Origin of the sequence: Colwellia sp. BRX10-3, from assembly GCF_014077505.1 — a bacterium.
Lineage (GTDB): Bacteria > Pseudomonadota > Gammaproteobacteria > Enterobacterales > Alteromonadaceae > Cognaticolwellia.
The window spans coordinates 171,202-187,243 of sequence record NZ_JACGWA010000003.1 but is presented as its reverse complement, the minus strand read 5'-3'; the positions used below and the strand labels follow the sequence as shown (position 1 = coordinate 187,243).

Genomic DNA, 16,042 nt, shown 5'->3' with positions numbered 1-16,042 from the left:
ACTTTTACTTATAGCTATTAAACATATGAACTTAAAACGTCTTGAATATTTTTGTCAATTAGCTGTGCTCGGTAACTTTACACGAGCAGCACATAAAATTGGCATTGCTCAACCAGCATTGACTATTGCCATTCAAAAACTAGAACAAGAAGTCGGACTAAAGCTGATTAACCGTGCGGAAAAAAATGCTTTATTAACCGCTGAAGGTGAAGTTTTATATAAACTGGCAACCCAACTATTAAGTCAGGTAAAGCAAGTTGAGTTAGAGTTAGAAGATCTAAAAAACCTAGAGCAAGGTACTATTCGTTTTGGCGTTTCCGCTATGATGGGCTCTTATTACTTCCCGAAAGTATTAACTGAATTTAAGCAAAAATATCCAAAAATAAAAATACAGTTAGTTGACCAAGGTACAGCCGCGCTTGAAAAAATGTTGCTCAACGGTGAGCTTGATTTAGCCTTAATCCGTGGCGATTTAGAAAACCCACAACTGCGTTACACTGAACTTATTAATGAGGAAGTTGTGGCCGGCATGGTCAGCTCACACCCACTTGCCGCAGAGCAAACCATATCACTTGCACAATTTTGCCAGCAGCCACTGGTATTATTTCATGAAGGATATTTTTTACGAGAAGTGGTTAGTCAATATTCAAAAAAACATAGCTTAGATTTAGATGTTCGTATGGAAACTAATCTTATTGAGCTGCAAAAGTCGTTGGTTCGTAATGGCGTTGGTGTCACGACTTGTCTATCGCGTATTTTACAAAATGAACATCAGATGACATCAATTCCCTTTGAACCAAAAATTGAATTTAAATTGAGCTTAGCATGGAAAAAAAATCACTCTGTTTCTAAAGCTAGTAAAGCTTTTATGACTTATTTAAGCTCAATGGTCGAGCCTGTAGATTAAGCTACATTACTTGTATTACTTGCATTACTTAGTAAATATTCAAAGCATGACTCTATATTAAGATTAAAATTTTATTCTCTATTCACCAATACAACCTGATTATAAAGTTCATATATTTACCTTAACGTAAAGAGATAACGTTACTAAAAATGGTTATATACAATGCCATTGAACATATTTTAGAAAACGCTTCTTAAAAACACTGTACTAAATCATTGCTCATCATATTAACTCAATTAATTTTAATATCCCCTTTGATAACCCCCTGATGATTCCTGATGAAGGTTTAAAACAACTTGATAGCAACTGAGCCGCTAATACTGTTAATTTAATTTTTAAAGCGCTATTTTTATGCTTGCGGCACTATCTTTGTTATTGTACAGTAACGAACTAAAGCGGCTCACAAGTTCCGCCAAGCGAAACACGAGGTATTCTGTGATGAGTCGAAAAATTAATATGATTAGTAAATTTTTCAAAGTAGTAACATTTACCGTTGCTGTTTTGAGTGCAGTTCCCGCTTTAGCTGCAACGGTTCTCTCCTATGGTGAACCTGGGCCAAATCGAGGCGCCCGTGCTGGCGCCACTAAATGGTTTGCACAGGAAGTTGAAAAGCGCTCTGGTGGTGATTTAAAAATTGATATTATGTGGGGTGGTGCTTTATTTAAGGCAAATGCAGCGCGACAATCTATTGCTGCGGGCGTGGTCGATATGGGAACCATTATCCCCGATTACTTTCCAAAAGAGATGGTGTCTTTTTCACTGACTAACTTACCTTTTGAAAACCTCGACCCCTGGGTTGGTTTAAAAGCCAATTTTGATCATATGCAATCCCCTGAGGTAACAAGTAATTTAGAAGAACAAAACTTATCCTTTGTTACTTCATACATGCTTTCAAACGTTATCGTATTATGTAAAGGAGACGCTGTTAGAACACTTGATGACATAAAAGGTAAAAAGATACGTGGTGTTGGTACCTTCGGTAAAATATTTGGCGACTTAGGGGCAAACTTGGTCAGCATGAGCATTTATAAGGCTTATCAGGGGCTAGGTAACGGTTTACTTGATTGCAGCCTAGGTTACATGAGCGCCACCATTGCTTTGAAACAACATGAGGCGTCTGACAGCCTAACCAAACTCAATTGGGGCACTTATACCGGTTTGGGAATATTTATAAATAAAGATGCACTATCCAAATTGAGTCCTTCTCAGAAAAAGGTAATAAATGACGTTGGCGCTGATTTTGTCAACTACCTTGGTGAAAATATAATGAAAGCTGACAAAAGAGCAGAAGATCTACTGACGCAAGGGATTGATGGACACAAGTTAGAAATTATTAATCTTTCTTCTTCAGATTCAGCTCAATTATATGCAGCAAGTCAATATCACATTACTAAATGGGAAAAAGAAGCAAATAAAAGTGGTCTCGATGGAAATACCATGGTTAAAAACTACAAAGCTTCCCTTAAAAAATACAGCCAAGAACGAGATCTAAATGGCTACCCTTGGGCACGTTAATTTAATTACACCCGTTTTATTCATGAGGTGATCTACTTTATACGCAGAGAAATGGCCAAATAAATAACCCACAAGCGGCTTATTTCAACCAGTAAAATGATCACAACGTTAGTCAAATTGGTATCACATAGAGTTTAATATTATGTTGAAAAAAATGGAACAAGGGGCATTAATTGTCGCTGGCGTTTGCATTATCACGCTCGGCCTAATGATCACGCTAACGGTTGTCACACGTAACCTTTTTGGTTGGGGAGTAACTGACGATGTTGTTATCGTTCGAGAACTCATGGTAGGAGCCGTTTTTCTACCGTTAGCTTATGTCACCGCAGATTACAGTCACATCACCATAGAATTCTTATTCAAACGTTTGGGTAAACATACCAAATTATGGATGCTTGCCATTGGTTCCCTCATCAGCCTATTAATATTACTGCCACTTGCATTTGCTGCATGGAAAGGTTTTTTCCACGCAGCAAGCAGCGGCGCTTATTTCTTTAGCCAGCTAGATCTGCCTGAGTGGCCGGGTCGATTTGCTTTTTTTGCTGGGGCAGCATTATTTATTATACGTTTAACGATAATTTGCATTGCTGATTTTCGAGCAGCAATCAGTGGTAAGACTGAATATCTCGAGCAGCGTTCTGACGCGGCATACAATACAATTGAAGAGGGTTAATCTGTGGATCCATTGATGCTTGGGCTCGTCGGGTTTGCCTGTACGTTGCTTTTACTTATTTTACGTGTACCAATTGCCTTTAGCTTAGCTGGCGTATCATCGGTATTTATATTTTTATTTTTTGCTATGCGAAATGGTGGCTTTGACATTGACACAGCAGTTGCACCAGCGCTGACCATGATCTCATCCAATGCCTTCGACTTAGTGCATTCTTATGATCTAAGTATGATACCGCTATTCGTGCTTTTAGGTCATATTGCCTACCATACGGGTATCACTACTGACATTTATCATGCTGCGCGAGTTTGGTTAAAACGCCTACCTGGCGGAGTAGCTATGGCCTCTGTTTTTGGCTGTGGGGGATTTTCCGCTATTACCGGTTCGAGCATCGCTTGTGCTTCAGCAATGGGTAAAATTTGCGTGCCAGAAATGCTACGTATGGGTTACGATAAACGTTTAGCTACATCTACCGTCGCCGTTGGTGGCACGCTTGGTTCGCTTATTCCACCTAGTGTGCTATTTATTGTTTACGGTATTTTTACTGAAATGTCAGTTAGCCGCCTATTCTTGGCAGGTGTTATCCCAGGTCTGATATCTCTAGTCGGTTTTTTAGTGGTTATCTACATCTGGGTGAAACGTAATCCAAGTGATGCACCAGCTGATACCAGCATACTTGTTAAAGGAGACCGCCGAAAAGCCGCTATAAGATGTTGGCCAGCTATGTTGCTTTTTACTATTATTATTGGGGGTATTTATGGTGGCATATTTACCGCTACCGAGGCAGCAGCAATCAGTGCATTTTCAGTAATCATTATTGGCTCTTTGCAAAAACGACTTAATTGGCAGCAGTTTATCCAATCAATTAAAGAAACTTGCACGCAGACCACTACTATCTTCTTTATTGCGGCCGGAGCAAAAATTTTTGTTGGCTTTGTTGCGCTAACCGGCATGGCACCAGCACTAGTTGGGCTGATCGAATCTGCCGACGTATCACTATGGTTATTACTGGTAATGATTGCAGGTGTATATTTTCTACTAGGTATGTTTCTGGACCCATTAGGCATTATGGTACTTACCCTTCCTTTCTTAATTCCTATGGTGGAAGGTTATGGTTTAGACTTAATTTGGTTTGGCGTGGTCGTAATAAAGTTGCTTGAAATAAGCTTGATCACCCCGCCGGTAGGACTAAACGTTTTTGTTATCGCCAGTGTCACTAAACCTTCGGTAGCGGTGTATGACATTTTTATGGGCGTTACACGTTTTCTGGTCATGGATGTCTTAGTCTTAATTGCAATTATCGCCTTCCCGATACTATCGCTGCTATTGCCTAATCTTATGATGTAGCTTTTATTATTAGCGGTTTGGCCACCATGTGGCCTGCCGCGAACAACAATAACTGTTCAAGTGATACACTGCGCTCATACTATATTTTCAATTCCACTTAACCTCGATAAAATAATAATCAAAGTCAGGCTTTATTTGCCAAACTCCGCTATAAGTATTTTATATTCCCCTTCGCTTAGCGCCAAATCAATAAAATATAATCATCGGCCAATTGCAAAAAAGGCCTTTGCAATAAACAAAGGCCTTTTAACAATAAGTGAAATAATAAACTAAGACAAAGTATTAAAATCGAATTAACGTTGCTTCTATATTACGCACCATACTTTTTAATTGTGGCGCGACTTCTCCGCTCAAAAATTCTTTCGACAACCTAAATGCTGGGCCACCGGCATTGAATACATAAATTTGCCCTTGCGTGAGTTTCAGCGGTACAGCAATGGCATTGGTATCTCGCTCCCAATCGCCCCAAGAGTGACAAAAACCAAATTCTTTATAGCTTTCCACGGCTTGATCAACCCCAGCTTTGACCGCCTCGAACTTATCACCCAGTTTTTCTTTGAAATGTCTCATAAAAAAGTCACGTTCTTCTTCTGACAGTGCCACTAAATAAGCTCGTCCTGCAGCCGTAGTTGCCATCGGAATTTTATCGCCAATATCTTTTTTGAAGGTAACAATGTCTTTTGGAGCGCAATGATCAACATAAATCATGTCAAGACGGTCTCTGTCTGCAAGGCCTATCGATGTACCTGTTTCAATTGAAAGCTCTTTCATCTGAGGATTCGCCACTTGGCGAATAGCGAGATTAGAAACAAAGGCATAACCTAAGGCTAACACACCAGCACCGAGCTGATATTTTTCTAAGCGCTTTGAATAAGTCAAGTAGCCCAAACTTGTTAAAGTATAGGTTAACCGAGATATACTCGATTTTGGCAAACCTGTTCGTTGCGCAATTTCCTGATTGCCAAGAAATCCATCTCCCGGGTTAAATGCCCGTAATATATCTAATCCTCTGGCAAGCGCTTCGACAAACTTACGATCGACTTCCCCATTAATATCTCTTGGCATACCAGTTAGTGTATTCATTTTGAACTACTCAATTGTTTTAATACCAGGCGTATTGACTTGTTTTAACTGTCAAAACGTTTTTCAAATTATCGGCAATATAATCTCATTATTTGCGCTAAAAATAAAGATTATAGATAGGTTTAAGGATGAAGTTTATAAATTTATAGCTACAACTTAGAGGGAATCGCATTAAAATATGCTTTTACACGTTACTTGGTTTTAATTGTTAATGAGCTTTATGCTCTACAAATAGACAAAAATCGATATTATTGAACATTTCGAATGTATTACAGCCACTTAGCTAATCAAGAAAACACACATAATTTAACGATATGTTTTATAACATTAGGCTTGGTTATTTATACTTGAATTTAACTAGTTTGCTACTGAAGATACTAACCAAGGACTTATATCACCTAATATATTGGCGCTGTTAAGCTCTTTATATGTTACTCATCAACACGACTAACCAAAGTTAAAAACAAGATTGAAAACAAGGTTAAAAACCAAGAATAATTTCAACGTTTAGCTTGGTTATCATGTGATGAGTATCAAGTCACCTTAGCGTAATCAATGCTTACAAGGCGTTTTCTAATTCAGGTAGCGCTTCAAATAGATCGGCCACAAGACCGTAGTCAGCTACTTGGAAAATAGGCGCTTCTGGATCTTTGTTTATCGCCACAATCACTTTCGAATCTTTCATGCCGGCAAGATGTTGAATTGCGCCTGAAATACCTACCGCAATGTATAAGTCAGGCGCAACAATTTTACCTGTTTGGCCTACTTGCATGTCATTAGGGACAAAGCCCGCGTCTACAGCCGCGCGTGATGCACCAATAGCAGCGCCTAACTTGTCAGCAATACCGTCTAATAACTTAAAGTTATCGCCATTTTGCATACCACGACCACCTGAAATAACGACGCTTGCTGCGCCTAAGTCTGGGCGTTTTGAAACTGTTAACTCATCACTGACATGGCTTGAAATACCTGCGTCTTTGACATGTTCGAGCATTGTGATCTCTGCAGAGCCATCAGTGGCAACCGCATCAAATCCGGTTGAACGCACTGTGATTACCTTTTTAGTATCTAAACTTTCTACAGTTGCAATGGCATTACCTGCGTAGATAGGACGCACAAAAGTATCAGCACTGACTACCGCAGTAATATCTGATATTTGAGCAACATCTAATAAAGCGGCAACACGAGGCATAAAGTTTTTGCCGGTGGTTAATGCTGTAGCCATAACCACATGGTAATCCGCCGCTAATTCTGTGACTAATAAACTAATATTTTCCGCCAGTTGATGCTCATACGCTAGATTGTCTGCAACGATTACCTTGGTAACACCATTAACTTTAGCGGCTTTTTCAGCAACGCTTTGACAGTTATAACCGGCAACTAAAATGGTGATATCACCACCTATTTGTTGCGCCGCGGCAACTGTTTTTAAGGTATCAGCTTTTAACGCGCTGTTGTCGTGTTCTGCGTAAACTAAAATGCTCATGAGATCACCTTTGCTTCATTTCTTAATTTTTCAACTAACTCATCAATTGATTCAACAATAATACCCGCTTGTCTTTCTTTAGGTGGTGTCACTTTTAATAAGTTAGTGCGGGGGGTTAAATCAATACCAAAATCAGCAGCCAATTTAACTACTAAAGGCTTACGTTTAGCTTTCATGATGTTCGGTAAAGACGCATAACGGGGCTCATTTAAACGTAAGTCAGTAGTTACAATTGCAGGTAAGTTGAGCGCAACAGTTTGTAATCCAGCGTCGACTTCTCGAGTTACGTTAATTTTGTCGCCTGCAACCTTAACTTCAGAGGCGAAAGTACCTTGTGATAAACCGGTTAATGCGGCAAGCATTTGGCCAGTTTGGTTGTTGTCGCTATCGATTGATTGTTTACCTAAGATAACTAATTGCGGCTGTTCTTCTTCAACAAATTTTTGTAATAGTTTAGCAATATTTAACGCGTCAAGCGTCAGCTCTGTATCAATATGAATGGCACGATCTGCGCCTAAAGCTAGTGCAGTACGAAGCTGCTCTTGGCAGCTTTTATTACCAATAGAAATCGCAATAACTTCAGTAGCTGTGCCAGCCTCTTTAAGACGAACAGCTTCTTCTACAGCGATTTCACAAAAAGGGTTAATGGCCATTTTAACGTTAGCTAAATCAACGTTTGAGTTATCAGGTTTAACACGTACTTTGACGTTATAATCAATGACACGTTTAATCGGGACTAATACTTTCATAAATTTATTTCTCCTCAATGAGTTATCTGACAAAATTTGCTTTGTTATATATTTTAAATTTATTCAAATTCCTGGTTTAATTCTTTTTCTAACAAAGTAAACGCCGCGCTCGGAAGGTTAATCTTGCTTTGCATTTCATGGCTAAAGGAAACAATAATACTTTCACTTTTAGCGGCAACTTTTTGATGTGTTTCACTATAAATAATTTGGCTTAAAGTGAATCTATCGCTACTTATTTTCTCAACTTTAGTGGCAATAATAAGATTATCAGGATAAGTCACCGGAAACTTAAACTTGCAATCAATATAGGCGACAACAAAACCGAGCTTATCTTGCCCAAGCGCGGCTCTGATATTACTCTCAGAGAAAAATTTAACTCTACCTTCCTCACAGTAACGAAAATAATTAGTGTTATTGACATGCCCTAACATATCAATATCTCCCCATCTAACCGGGTGCTTTAGTTGATAAGGATAATGATGTAATTGATCTTTCAAAAAATTCTCCACTTCTATAGCTAGGTATTAACTGTGTGACTTACCAAACTACTGCATCTTGCATGATTCAGTTGGCAATAAATCACTCTTTTCTATAACGAAAGACGCCTTGACCTGAAGCAATAATATTGTCAAAAGCATCGTATACTTCAGCAGCGCCATAATAAATATTTCGACCCGAAGCTGTTACTTTTCCAATGGCATAAAGCTTGTTAGATTGCGCTTGCCCCAAGTAGTTTATGTTTAGCGATAACGTTAATGCTTTTCTATAATAAAGTGGATCTTCACTATAGGCTCCAGACAATGCAGTAGCTGCATCTAACAAGGTCGAAATATAGCCACCATGTGGGATGCCTGAACGATTCAAATGCTCAGGTTTAAGCTCTGCACTCATTTTAATATGATTTTCTCGCCATTGTTCAATAACAAAGCCTAAATGTTCATTAAATGGTGGCATTTCTTTATTTGCCCAAGGTTTCATTTTAATCCCTTATTTTCTGTTTCTTGCCACGTGAGATTCTTCACTTTGAAGTAACTGTGCAAAAATCACTAACTCCTTTTTAATAATATCGGTCAGTAATGTCTGCTGAGGATCTTTAAGAAGTTTTTTAGTCGTACGCAAGGCATTTTGAGGTTTCAGCGCTAATGCTTTCGCTTTGCTTAAAGCAAAATCAAATACTTCAGATTTGTCTATTTGCTGATTTACTATACCGAAATCAATTGCCGTCTGGGTATTAAAAGCATCACCTAACATTAATATTTCAGCCGCTTTACGATGGCCTGCTAATTGAGGAATAAGCAAGCTTGATCCTCCTTCGGGGCATACACCTAAATCGACGAAAGGCATTTTGAAATAAGTTTCTGATGCATAAACCAAATCAAAATGAAGCAACATAGTTACGCCTATTCCAACGGCAACACCAGATACGGCTCCGACGATTGGTTTTGGGTAATTATGCAGCTCATATAATAAAATTGATGCGGGCGAAGCTTTATTAACATCTCGATTATTGAAATCGTTTAAATCATTCCCTGCTGAAAACGCATCGTCTGTACCGTGTATAAGTACGACATTAATACTGTCATCTGAAATACTATCTTTCAGTGCTTTAGCCATAGCTGAATACATTAAGCTGGTTAAGGCATTTTTTTTCTCTGGACGATGAATACCTATGTGTAAAACACCATTGTCTTTATGAATTAATATATTGTCTTGAGATGTCATTTTGTTGTACCTATTGTTTGTTCAGACGATTTAAACGAGATAACGCCAGATCGTATTCTGTTTTGAAACGCTCAACGATAGTAGACACATTTGTAATCTCGGTAATACTGCCTAACCCTTGACCTGCCCCCCAAATATCTTTCCAAGCTTTAGTTTTACTACCACCTGATGAGCCAAATTTCATTTTATTTTTATCGCCCTCTTCCAAGTTATCAGGGTCTAAACCCGCATTAGAAATACTTGGCTTAAGGTAATTCCCATGAACCCCGGTAAATAGCGAGCTATAAACAATATCTTTCGCGCTATATTCAACCAACATGTTTTTATATTCTGGATCAGCATTAGCTTCTTCGGTGGCAATAAAGCACGTACCTATATAGGCAAAGTCAGCACCTAAAGCTTGTGCTGATAGTATTGACGCGCCATTAGCAATCGAGCCAGACAACGCAATAGGTCCATCAAAAAACTGCTTAATTTCACTCACTAAAGCAAAAGGACTTAAGGTTCCAGCATGACCACCTGCGCCAGCGCACACCAAAACTAAACCATCTACACCTGCTTCTATGGCTTTTTCGGCATGACGAACATTGATAATATCGTGAAAAATAATGCCTCCATAGGCATGAATACGTTCAACTAACTTAGGATCTAACGCGCGTAAACTGGTGATAATGATCGGCACTTTATATTCAATACAAGTATTTACATCATCCTCTAATCGGTCATTACTTTTGTGAACAATTAAATTAACCGCATATGGCGCAACAATAGCGTTCGGATTAGCTTCCTGATACTGCGATAATTCTGTTGTAATGGTGGTCAGCCATTCAGCGAGTAATGACTGTGGGCGCGCATTGAGAGCAGGGAAAGAGCCAACAATACCGGCTTTACACTCTGCGATAACTAATTCTGGTCCCGAGATGATGAACATAGGGGCACTGATAACAGGTAAAGATAATTTATTTTGTAAGGTTTTTGGAATTGACATTTTGATCCCCTAAAGCATATTTTCTGTGATAAAAAATTAGCCATACCAAAAAATGGTATAGCTAATTTTTCACTCTTTTAGCTATTGGCTATTGGCCCACTGAGTTAAGGTTTTACCTTCTGTGACAAGTTGTTTTAATAATGCTGCTGGTTGCCAAAACTCTTCACCGTAAGTAGCGCCAAATTCACATATTGTTTGATATATATTGTCTAAACCTATGGTCTCGGCATAAAACATTGGACCACCTCGATAAGCTGGAAATCCATAACCGAAGGCGTAAACCACATCAATATCACTCGGGCGTTGTGCAATGCCCTCTTCAAGTATTTTGAAACCCTCGTTGATCAAAGCAAAAGTTAAACGTTGTAAAATAGTCACGTCATTTATTGCTTTGCGCTCTACCCCTCTTTGTTTGGCTTGTGCTTCAATAACTTCAAGTACTACAGGGTCAGACATACGCTGTCTAGTGTCAGGATCATATTGGTAATAGCCTGCACCGGTTTTTTGACCTAAACGGCCCATGTCATATAAAGCATCAGCAATGCAGTAGGTTCTAACATCACCTTTTTCTTCATCAGTTAAGCCCTCACGCGCTTTATAACCAATGTCTATTCCGGCTAAATCGCCAACAGCAAGCGGCCCCATTGCCATACCAAAGTTTTGCATTACGGTGTCTATACCTTGAGGTGTTGAGCCTTCAAGTAAACATAATTGGGCTTCACGCGCATATTGTCGCAACATACGGTTACCAATAAAGCCATAACAAACGCGAGATAATGCAGGCACTTTTTTAATAGTTTTAGCAATAGCCATCGATGTTGCTAGCACTTGATCAGACGTTTTATCACCGCGAACAATTTCAAGTAATTTCATTACATTAGCAGGGCTAAAGAAATGCAGACCAATAACATCTTGTGGTCGAGAAGTAGACTCTGCAATTAAATTTACGTCTTGATAAGAGGTGTTACTGGCTAAAATAGCGCCGGGTTTACACACTTTATCGAGCTTGGCGAATACTTGTTTTTTGATGTCTAAATTTTCAAAAACGGCTTCGATTACCAAATCCATATCAGCTAAATCGTTATAATCTGTGGTGCCTGTGATCAGCTCTTGGCGTTGTGCGGCGAGTTCAGTAGTCAATTTACCTTTTTTAACGGTCATCGCGTAATTTTTAGCGATAATATCTTTACCACGCTGCAATGCTGCATCGTTAATTTCCAGTAAAGTCACAGGGATACCCGCATTAACAAAATTCATTGCAATACCTCCGCCCATGGTACCGCCACCAATAATACCCACGCGTTTAATATCTTTTAGCTGAGTGTCTTTTGGTAAATCTTTAATTTTTGAGGACATTCTTTCGGCAAAAAACATATGACGTAATGCAGCAGACTGCGACGATTGCATGCACTCTATAAATAAACGTCTTTCAACTTTAAGACCTTCATCAAAAGGTTTGTTCATTGCCGCTTCAATACATTCAACAATACGTTGAGGTGCTTCTTGTTGACGAAAACGTTTACTTAATTGCGCTCTATATTCAGTGAAAAACTCTGCTGACGCACCAGTTTTATCAAGGTCTATATCTCTTACTCTTCTAAGCACAGCGCCTTGTGCGACAATTTCTTCGGCAAACATAATTGCTGAGGTCAATAAATCTCCTTCAACTACTTTATCAATTAAACCGAGGCTTAGCGCTTTGTCTGCAGAAATTGGCGTACCCTTAGTAATTAAGTCCAGTGCGGCTTTAACACCGACTAACCTAGGTGCTCTTTGTGTTCCACCAGCACCAGGTAATAAACCTAATTTAACTTCAGGTAAGCCAACATTAGCGCTAGCCAATGCACAACGATAGTGACAAGCCAAAGCAGTCTCTAATCCGCCACCGAGTGCGGTGCCATGAATGGCGGCAATAATAGGCTTTGTTGATGCTTCAACAGCGTTAAGCAGCTCAGGTAACGAAGGTAACATAGGGGGTTTACCGAACTCTGAAATGTCTGCCCCCGCAATAAAAGTACGCCCTTCACAAATCAAAACTAAGGCTAATGAAGCATCATCTTGTGCTTGTGCTAACGCCTCTTGAATTCCTAACCGTAATGCATGAGAAAGCGCGTTAACTGGCGGGTTATTTAAACGAATAACACCGATATCACCTTCTAATTGATAACTAACAACTGACATAAACTTAATTCCTTACTTTTAGAAAGTTAAACACGCTCAATAACGACAGCGATACCTTGACCAATACCAATACACATTGTTGCTAATGCGTATCGACCACCGGTTTTTTCTAATTGTCGCAATGCCGTTAGCATAATACGCGTACCACTAGCACCCAAAGGGTGTCCAATCGCAATCGCACCACCATTTTGGTTAACACGGGGGTCATCAAAAGCGATACCTAGTTGTTTCATGCAACCTAGAGCTTGTACGGCAAAGGCTTCATTGAATTCTAAAACATCCATATCAGCTAATGTTAAACCCGCTCTTGCTAAGGCTTTTTGTGAAGCTGGAACTGGCCCTAAGCCCATAACACGCGGTGGTACGCCGGCAATCGCACCCGCTATAATTCTACCGCGAGGTTTGATACCCGCTTGTTCACCGACTTCTTTACTACCAATAATCATGGCAGAAGCACCGTCATTAATGCCTGATGCATTACCCGCAGTTACTACACCATCAAATAATGGTCTTAATTTACCAAGCGCGTCTACAGTTGAAGCTGGGCGTGGATGCTCATCAGTTTCAACAGAAAGTGGCGGCAACTTGCGCCCTTGTGACACTTCAATAGGAATAATTTCATCAATAAAATATCCTGCTACTTTTGCCGCTTCATATTTGGCTTGAGAGCTTGCAGCGAATACATCACAGTCTTCTCTGCTAATATTTAAATCACTGGCAATATTGTCAGCCGTTTCTGGCATAGAGTGACCACCATAGGCTTTAATAATTTCCGGGTTAGTAAAACGAGCCCCCATGGTGGTATCAAACATTTCTTGTTGGCGAGAAAAGGCTGAGGTTGCTTTAGCTAAAACAAATGGCGCGCGACTCATAGATTCAACACCACAAGCCACAAATAGCTCACCTTCATTAGCTTTAATACATCGAGCGGCATCTAAGGCTGCCGATAAACTTGAACCACATAAACGGTTAACGGTTAAACCACCTGTTTCAATTGGCAAGCCTGCTAATAGCCCGGCAAAACGAGCCACATTGCGACTGTCTTCGCCTGCTTGATTGGTACTACCTGCAATAACATCTTCATAAAGGCTTAAATCAAAGTCGTTGCGTTGTACTAAGGTTTTTATAAGGTGTGCAAGCATATCATCCGGTCGAACAGAAGATAAAATGCCTCCGTGACGTCCAAAGGCTGTTCTTGCGGCATCGTATATATACGCATCTTTCATAATTTTTCCTTATAACTTACTATTAAACTTTATGGTCTTCTACTGGTTAAAGTAGCTCACCTAATTAATGAAACGGGTGTAATTAACTAAAATAGGAAAGGCAATTAATAATTTAGCGACTTTGTGTTTGTCTTCTATATTTGATAACTGAATATGAACAACCTGACCTTTCTCTGGGTCAAATTCTGATTTAACTTGCGCGGTAATATCATTTTCTTTCAACAAAGTACTAACGCTAAATTCAGTGGCTTTATTACGTAATATCGGTTTAAAAACTTTACCTACAGCCGTTAACGGCAGGCTATCAAGTATTTCAATACGTTTAGGAATTGCCGCTCTTTCGCTAATATGTGTTTGGCAATGTAGTAATAATTCATCGGCAGTTTTTTGCTGTTTGTCTTTTACCACTACATAGGCAACAGGTATTTCACCTGAATGAGCATCAGGTTGACCAATAGCAACTGATTGAATTACATTTGCATGGGCTAATAATGCGTCTTCAATAATTTGAGGATCAATATTATGACCACCACGAATAATCAAATCTTTTGCTCGACCCGTCAGCTGAATATGTCCTAACGCATTAATCACACCTAAATCACCGGTATTAAACCAATCACCTTCTACCCAGGCACCATCATTATCACTTTCGTTCAAATAGCCTTGAAAAATATTAGGCCCTTTCACCAAAATAATGCCTGGTTCATTAGCTGCACAAATGCGACTGATTTTATTATCAATTATTTCGGCAGCAATCACTCGGCTATAAGGTATGCCATTTCCTACGGCAACTCCTTCAACATCGTAGCCAGGGAGGGTTCTAGCAACAACACAAGAAGATTCGGTCATGCCGTAGCCGTTGGTAACATTGCAATTAAATCTTTTCTGAAATGATAATTTTAATTCAAGAGGTAAAGGTGATGAACCACAGGCTGCATGTTCAAAGCATTTCAGGTCAATTTTTTCATCCGGTTGCTGTAGCAGAACAGAAATGATCGTGGGCACAGTAGGAAACCAACACACTTGATACTTATTAACAAAATACCACCAGTTTTTCACTGTATTTGGGTTTCTAAAACCTTCTGGGGTCATAATAACAACGGTACGGCCCACAAAGAACATAGCTAAACTAGCGGCAATAACACCAAAGACATGAAATAATGGTAATGCATTTAAAACCGCAGATTTCCCATGATAAGCATTAAATCCTGCATAAACTTGCACAACAAAACTGATATTGTCATGAGATAGTTTTGCTATTTTAGGACGGCCAGTTGTTCCCCCAGTATGAAAGTACATCGCAATATCATCACCTTTAGGTTGTGAACTTTGCGACAATCGTGCACTGGATTGAGTAGATATCCCCTGATTAAAATCAGTGATGGTGAGCTTTTCATGACTGATTTCACCATGGTTATTATCGAGTACAAGAATATGTTCAAGCGAAGGCACGCGTGCAATAATTTCATGCACTTTTTTTCCTAATTCTGTTCCTTCATCAAGTGAAACAGTAACTAATACCTTAGTTTTTACTTCATTTAGTATTTCTATAATGTGATCAACTTGCAGAAGATAGTTAATCGGATTGGCAATTCCCACCGCTTGTGCTGCCCACATACTAAGATGAGTTTCTGTCAAATTTGGCAGTAAAATTGAGACAACATCTGTACGCTCAACGCCGAATTTTTTATAGAGGTTTGCTGTTTGATTAAGTTTATTTGCTAAAGTAGTAAACGTTATTTCTTTGGCAACTTCATCTCGAGCTGCAGTAATATGCTCAGCTAATGCTATATCAGCCGGATATTCATCTGCTGCATGGCAAAAAACATCGTAAGTTGTTTTACAATGATATCGGTCTTGGTAACTTATTTTTTCTAAATCAGCAAGTAACTCTAATTCTGTTGGTTTGGACATTAAGCGCTCACTCTAATACAATTTTTATTTATTATTACTACAAGACTAATTACGCAGCAAAACAGTACCAACATTCTGCAATGCGGAACTGTATTTTGCAAGTGTTTTTAAAGAGCTATTCAATGTACTTTATAAAGTCATTAAATAATACCCATTTGGTTTAAGAATTATGAAGCAAATAATTACTAATATCTTGTTTGAACTCATAACATTAATATAAACAGATAAACCTTAGGGTGTAAAATAGAATTCCG

General features: G+C 39.1%; 14 protein-coding genes. 4 read left to right on the top strand and 10 right to left on the bottom strand.

Annotated elements, in window-relative coordinates:
* Positions 1–25: 25 nt before the first annotated feature.
* The 4 genes from H4J38_RS07640 (at position 26) to H4J38_RS07625 (ending at position 4,439) form a co-directional block, all read left to right on the top strand.
* Positions 26–907 carry a LysR family transcriptional regulator gene (locus tag H4J38_RS07640; RefSeq protein ID WP_182131071.1) on the top strand — a complete coding sequence of 294 codons (882 nt, stop codon included), beginning with the start codon at positions 26–28 and terminating at the stop codon, positions 905–907.
* 438 nt (positions 908–1,345) lie between these two features.
* Positions 1,346–2,422 (top strand): C4-dicarboxylate TRAP transporter substrate-binding protein, encoded by a 1,077-nt coding sequence (locus tag H4J38_RS07635; protein ID WP_259365439.1) that lies wholly within the window; start codon positions 1,346–1,348, stop codon positions 2,420–2,422.
* A 142-nt stretch (positions 2,423–2,564) separates the two neighbouring features.
* A complete protein-coding gene (locus tag H4J38_RS07630; protein WP_182131069.1) occupies positions 2,565–3,095 on the top strand; it encodes a TRAP transporter small permease in 531 nt (176 codons plus the stop codon).
* A gap of 3 nt (positions 3,096–3,098) precedes the next feature.
* Positions 3,099–4,439 carry a TRAP transporter large permease gene (locus tag H4J38_RS07625; protein WP_182131068.1) on the top strand — a complete coding sequence of 447 codons (1,341 nt, stop codon included), beginning with the start codon at positions 3,099–3,101 and terminating at the stop codon, positions 4,437–4,439.
* Between the two features lie 282 nt (positions 4,440–4,721).
* Here the strand turns inward: H4J38_RS07625 and H4J38_RS07620 are convergent, their stop codons facing one another.
* From H4J38_RS07620 to H4J38_RS07575, 10 genes are all read right to left on the bottom strand, one after another.
* On the bottom strand, positions 4,722–5,522 hold the full coding sequence (locus H4J38_RS07620) for an IclR family transcriptional regulator (protein WP_182131066.1): 801 nt from the start codon (positions 5,520–5,522) through the stop codon (positions 4,722–4,724).
* Positions 5,523–6,081: 559 nt separating this feature from the next.
* Positions 6,082–7,008 carry an electron transfer flavoprotein subunit alpha/FixB family protein gene (locus H4J38_RS07615; RefSeq protein ID WP_182131064.1) on the bottom strand — a complete coding sequence of 309 codons (927 nt, stop codon included), beginning with the start codon at positions 7,006–7,008 and terminating at the stop codon, positions 6,082–6,084.
* A complete protein-coding gene (locus tag H4J38_RS07610) occupies positions 7,005–7,757 on the bottom strand; it encodes an electron transfer flavoprotein subunit beta/FixA family protein (protein ID WP_182131062.1) in 753 nt (250 codons plus the stop codon). Before H4J38_RS07610 ends, H4J38_RS07615 begins: the two co-directional genes overlap by 4 nt.
* 59 nt (positions 7,758–7,816) lie before the next feature.
* The gene (locus H4J38_RS07605) at positions 7,817–8,254 is read right to left on the bottom strand and encodes a thioesterase family protein (protein ID WP_070376525.1); all 438 of its coding nucleotides are present in this window, start codon (positions 8,252–8,254) and stop codon (positions 7,817–7,819) included.
* Between the two features lie 82 nt (positions 8,255–8,336).
* Positions 8,337–8,735, bottom strand: coding sequence for a PaaI family thioesterase (locus H4J38_RS07600; protein ID WP_182131060.1), 399 nt, complete (start codon positions 8,733–8,735; stop codon positions 8,337–8,339).
* 9 nt (positions 8,736–8,744) lie between these two features.
* A complete protein-coding gene (locus tag H4J38_RS07595; RefSeq protein WP_182131058.1) occupies positions 8,745–9,479 on the bottom strand; it encodes an enoyl-CoA hydratase-related protein in 735 nt (244 codons plus the stop codon).
* 10 nt (positions 9,480–9,489) lie between these two features.
* A complete protein-coding gene (locus H4J38_RS07590) occupies positions 9,490–10,467 on the bottom strand; it encodes a nitronate monooxygenase family protein (RefSeq protein WP_182131056.1) in 978 nt (325 codons plus the stop codon).
* A gap of 81 nt (positions 10,468–10,548) precedes the next feature.
* Complete coding sequence (locus H4J38_RS07585; RefSeq protein WP_182131054.1) at positions 10,549–12,648, bottom strand: 3-hydroxyacyl-CoA dehydrogenase NAD-binding domain-containing protein; 2,100 nt, start codon at positions 12,646–12,648, stop codon at positions 10,549–10,551.
* A gap of 26 nt (positions 12,649–12,674) precedes the next feature.
* Positions 12,675–13,874: a 3-oxoadipyl-CoA thiolase gene (locus tag H4J38_RS07580; protein WP_182131052.1), complete on the bottom strand. Its 1,200-nt coding sequence runs from the start codon at positions 13,872–13,874 to the stop codon at positions 12,675–12,677.
* Positions 13,875–13,934: 60 nt separating this feature from the next.
* Positions 13,935–15,788, bottom strand: coding sequence for an acyl-CoA synthetase (locus H4J38_RS07575; RefSeq protein ID WP_182131050.1), 1,854 nt, complete (start codon positions 15,786–15,788; stop codon positions 13,935–13,937).
* Between the last annotated feature and the right edge of the window lie 254 nt (positions 15,789–16,042).

Excerpts from the sequence above, each read along its gene's own strand:
- H4J38_RS07595 (WP_182131058.1), bottom strand. The coding sequence starts at position 9,479 with ATGACATCTCAAGACAATATATTAATTCATAAAGACAATGGTGTTTTA.
- H4J38_RS07580 (WP_182131052.1), bottom strand. The coding sequence starts at position 13,874 with ATGAAAGATGCGTATATATACGATGCCGCAAGAACAGCCTTTGGACGT.
- H4J38_RS07600 (WP_182131060.1), bottom strand. The coding sequence starts at position 8,735 with ATGAAACCTTGGGCAAATAAAGAAATGCCACCATTTAATGAACATTTA.
- H4J38_RS07585 (WP_182131054.1), bottom strand. The coding sequence starts at position 12,648 with ATGTCAGTTGTTAGTTATCAATTAGAAGGTGATATCGGTGTTATTCGT.
- H4J38_RS07640 (WP_182131071.1), top strand. The coding sequence starts at position 26 with ATGAACTTAAAACGTCTTGAATATTTTTGTCAATTAGCTGTGCTCGGT.
- H4J38_RS07635 (WP_259365439.1), top strand. The coding sequence starts at position 1,346 with ATGAGTCGAAAAATTAATATGATTAGTAAATTTTTCAAAGTAGTAACA.
- H4J38_RS07620 (WP_182131066.1), bottom strand. The coding sequence starts at position 5,522 with ATGAATACACTAACTGGTATGCCAAGAGATATTAATGGGGAAGTCGAT.
- H4J38_RS07575 (WP_182131050.1), bottom strand. The coding sequence starts at position 15,788 with ATGTCCAAACCAACAGAATTAGAGTTACTTGCTGATTTAGAAAAAATA.
- H4J38_RS07610 (WP_182131062.1), bottom strand. The coding sequence starts at position 7,757 with ATGAAAGTATTAGTCCCGATTAAACGTGTCATTGATTATAACGTCAAA.
- H4J38_RS07590 (WP_182131056.1), bottom strand. The coding sequence starts at position 10,467 with ATGTCAATTCCAAAAACCTTACAAAATAAATTATCTTTACCTGTTATC.
- H4J38_RS07615 (WP_182131064.1), bottom strand. The coding sequence starts at position 7,008 with ATGAGCATTTTAGTTTACGCAGAACACGACAACAGCGCGTTAAAAGCT.
- H4J38_RS07630 (WP_182131069.1), top strand. The coding sequence starts at position 2,565 with ATGTTGAAAAAAATGGAACAAGGGGCATTAATTGTCGCTGGCGTTTGC.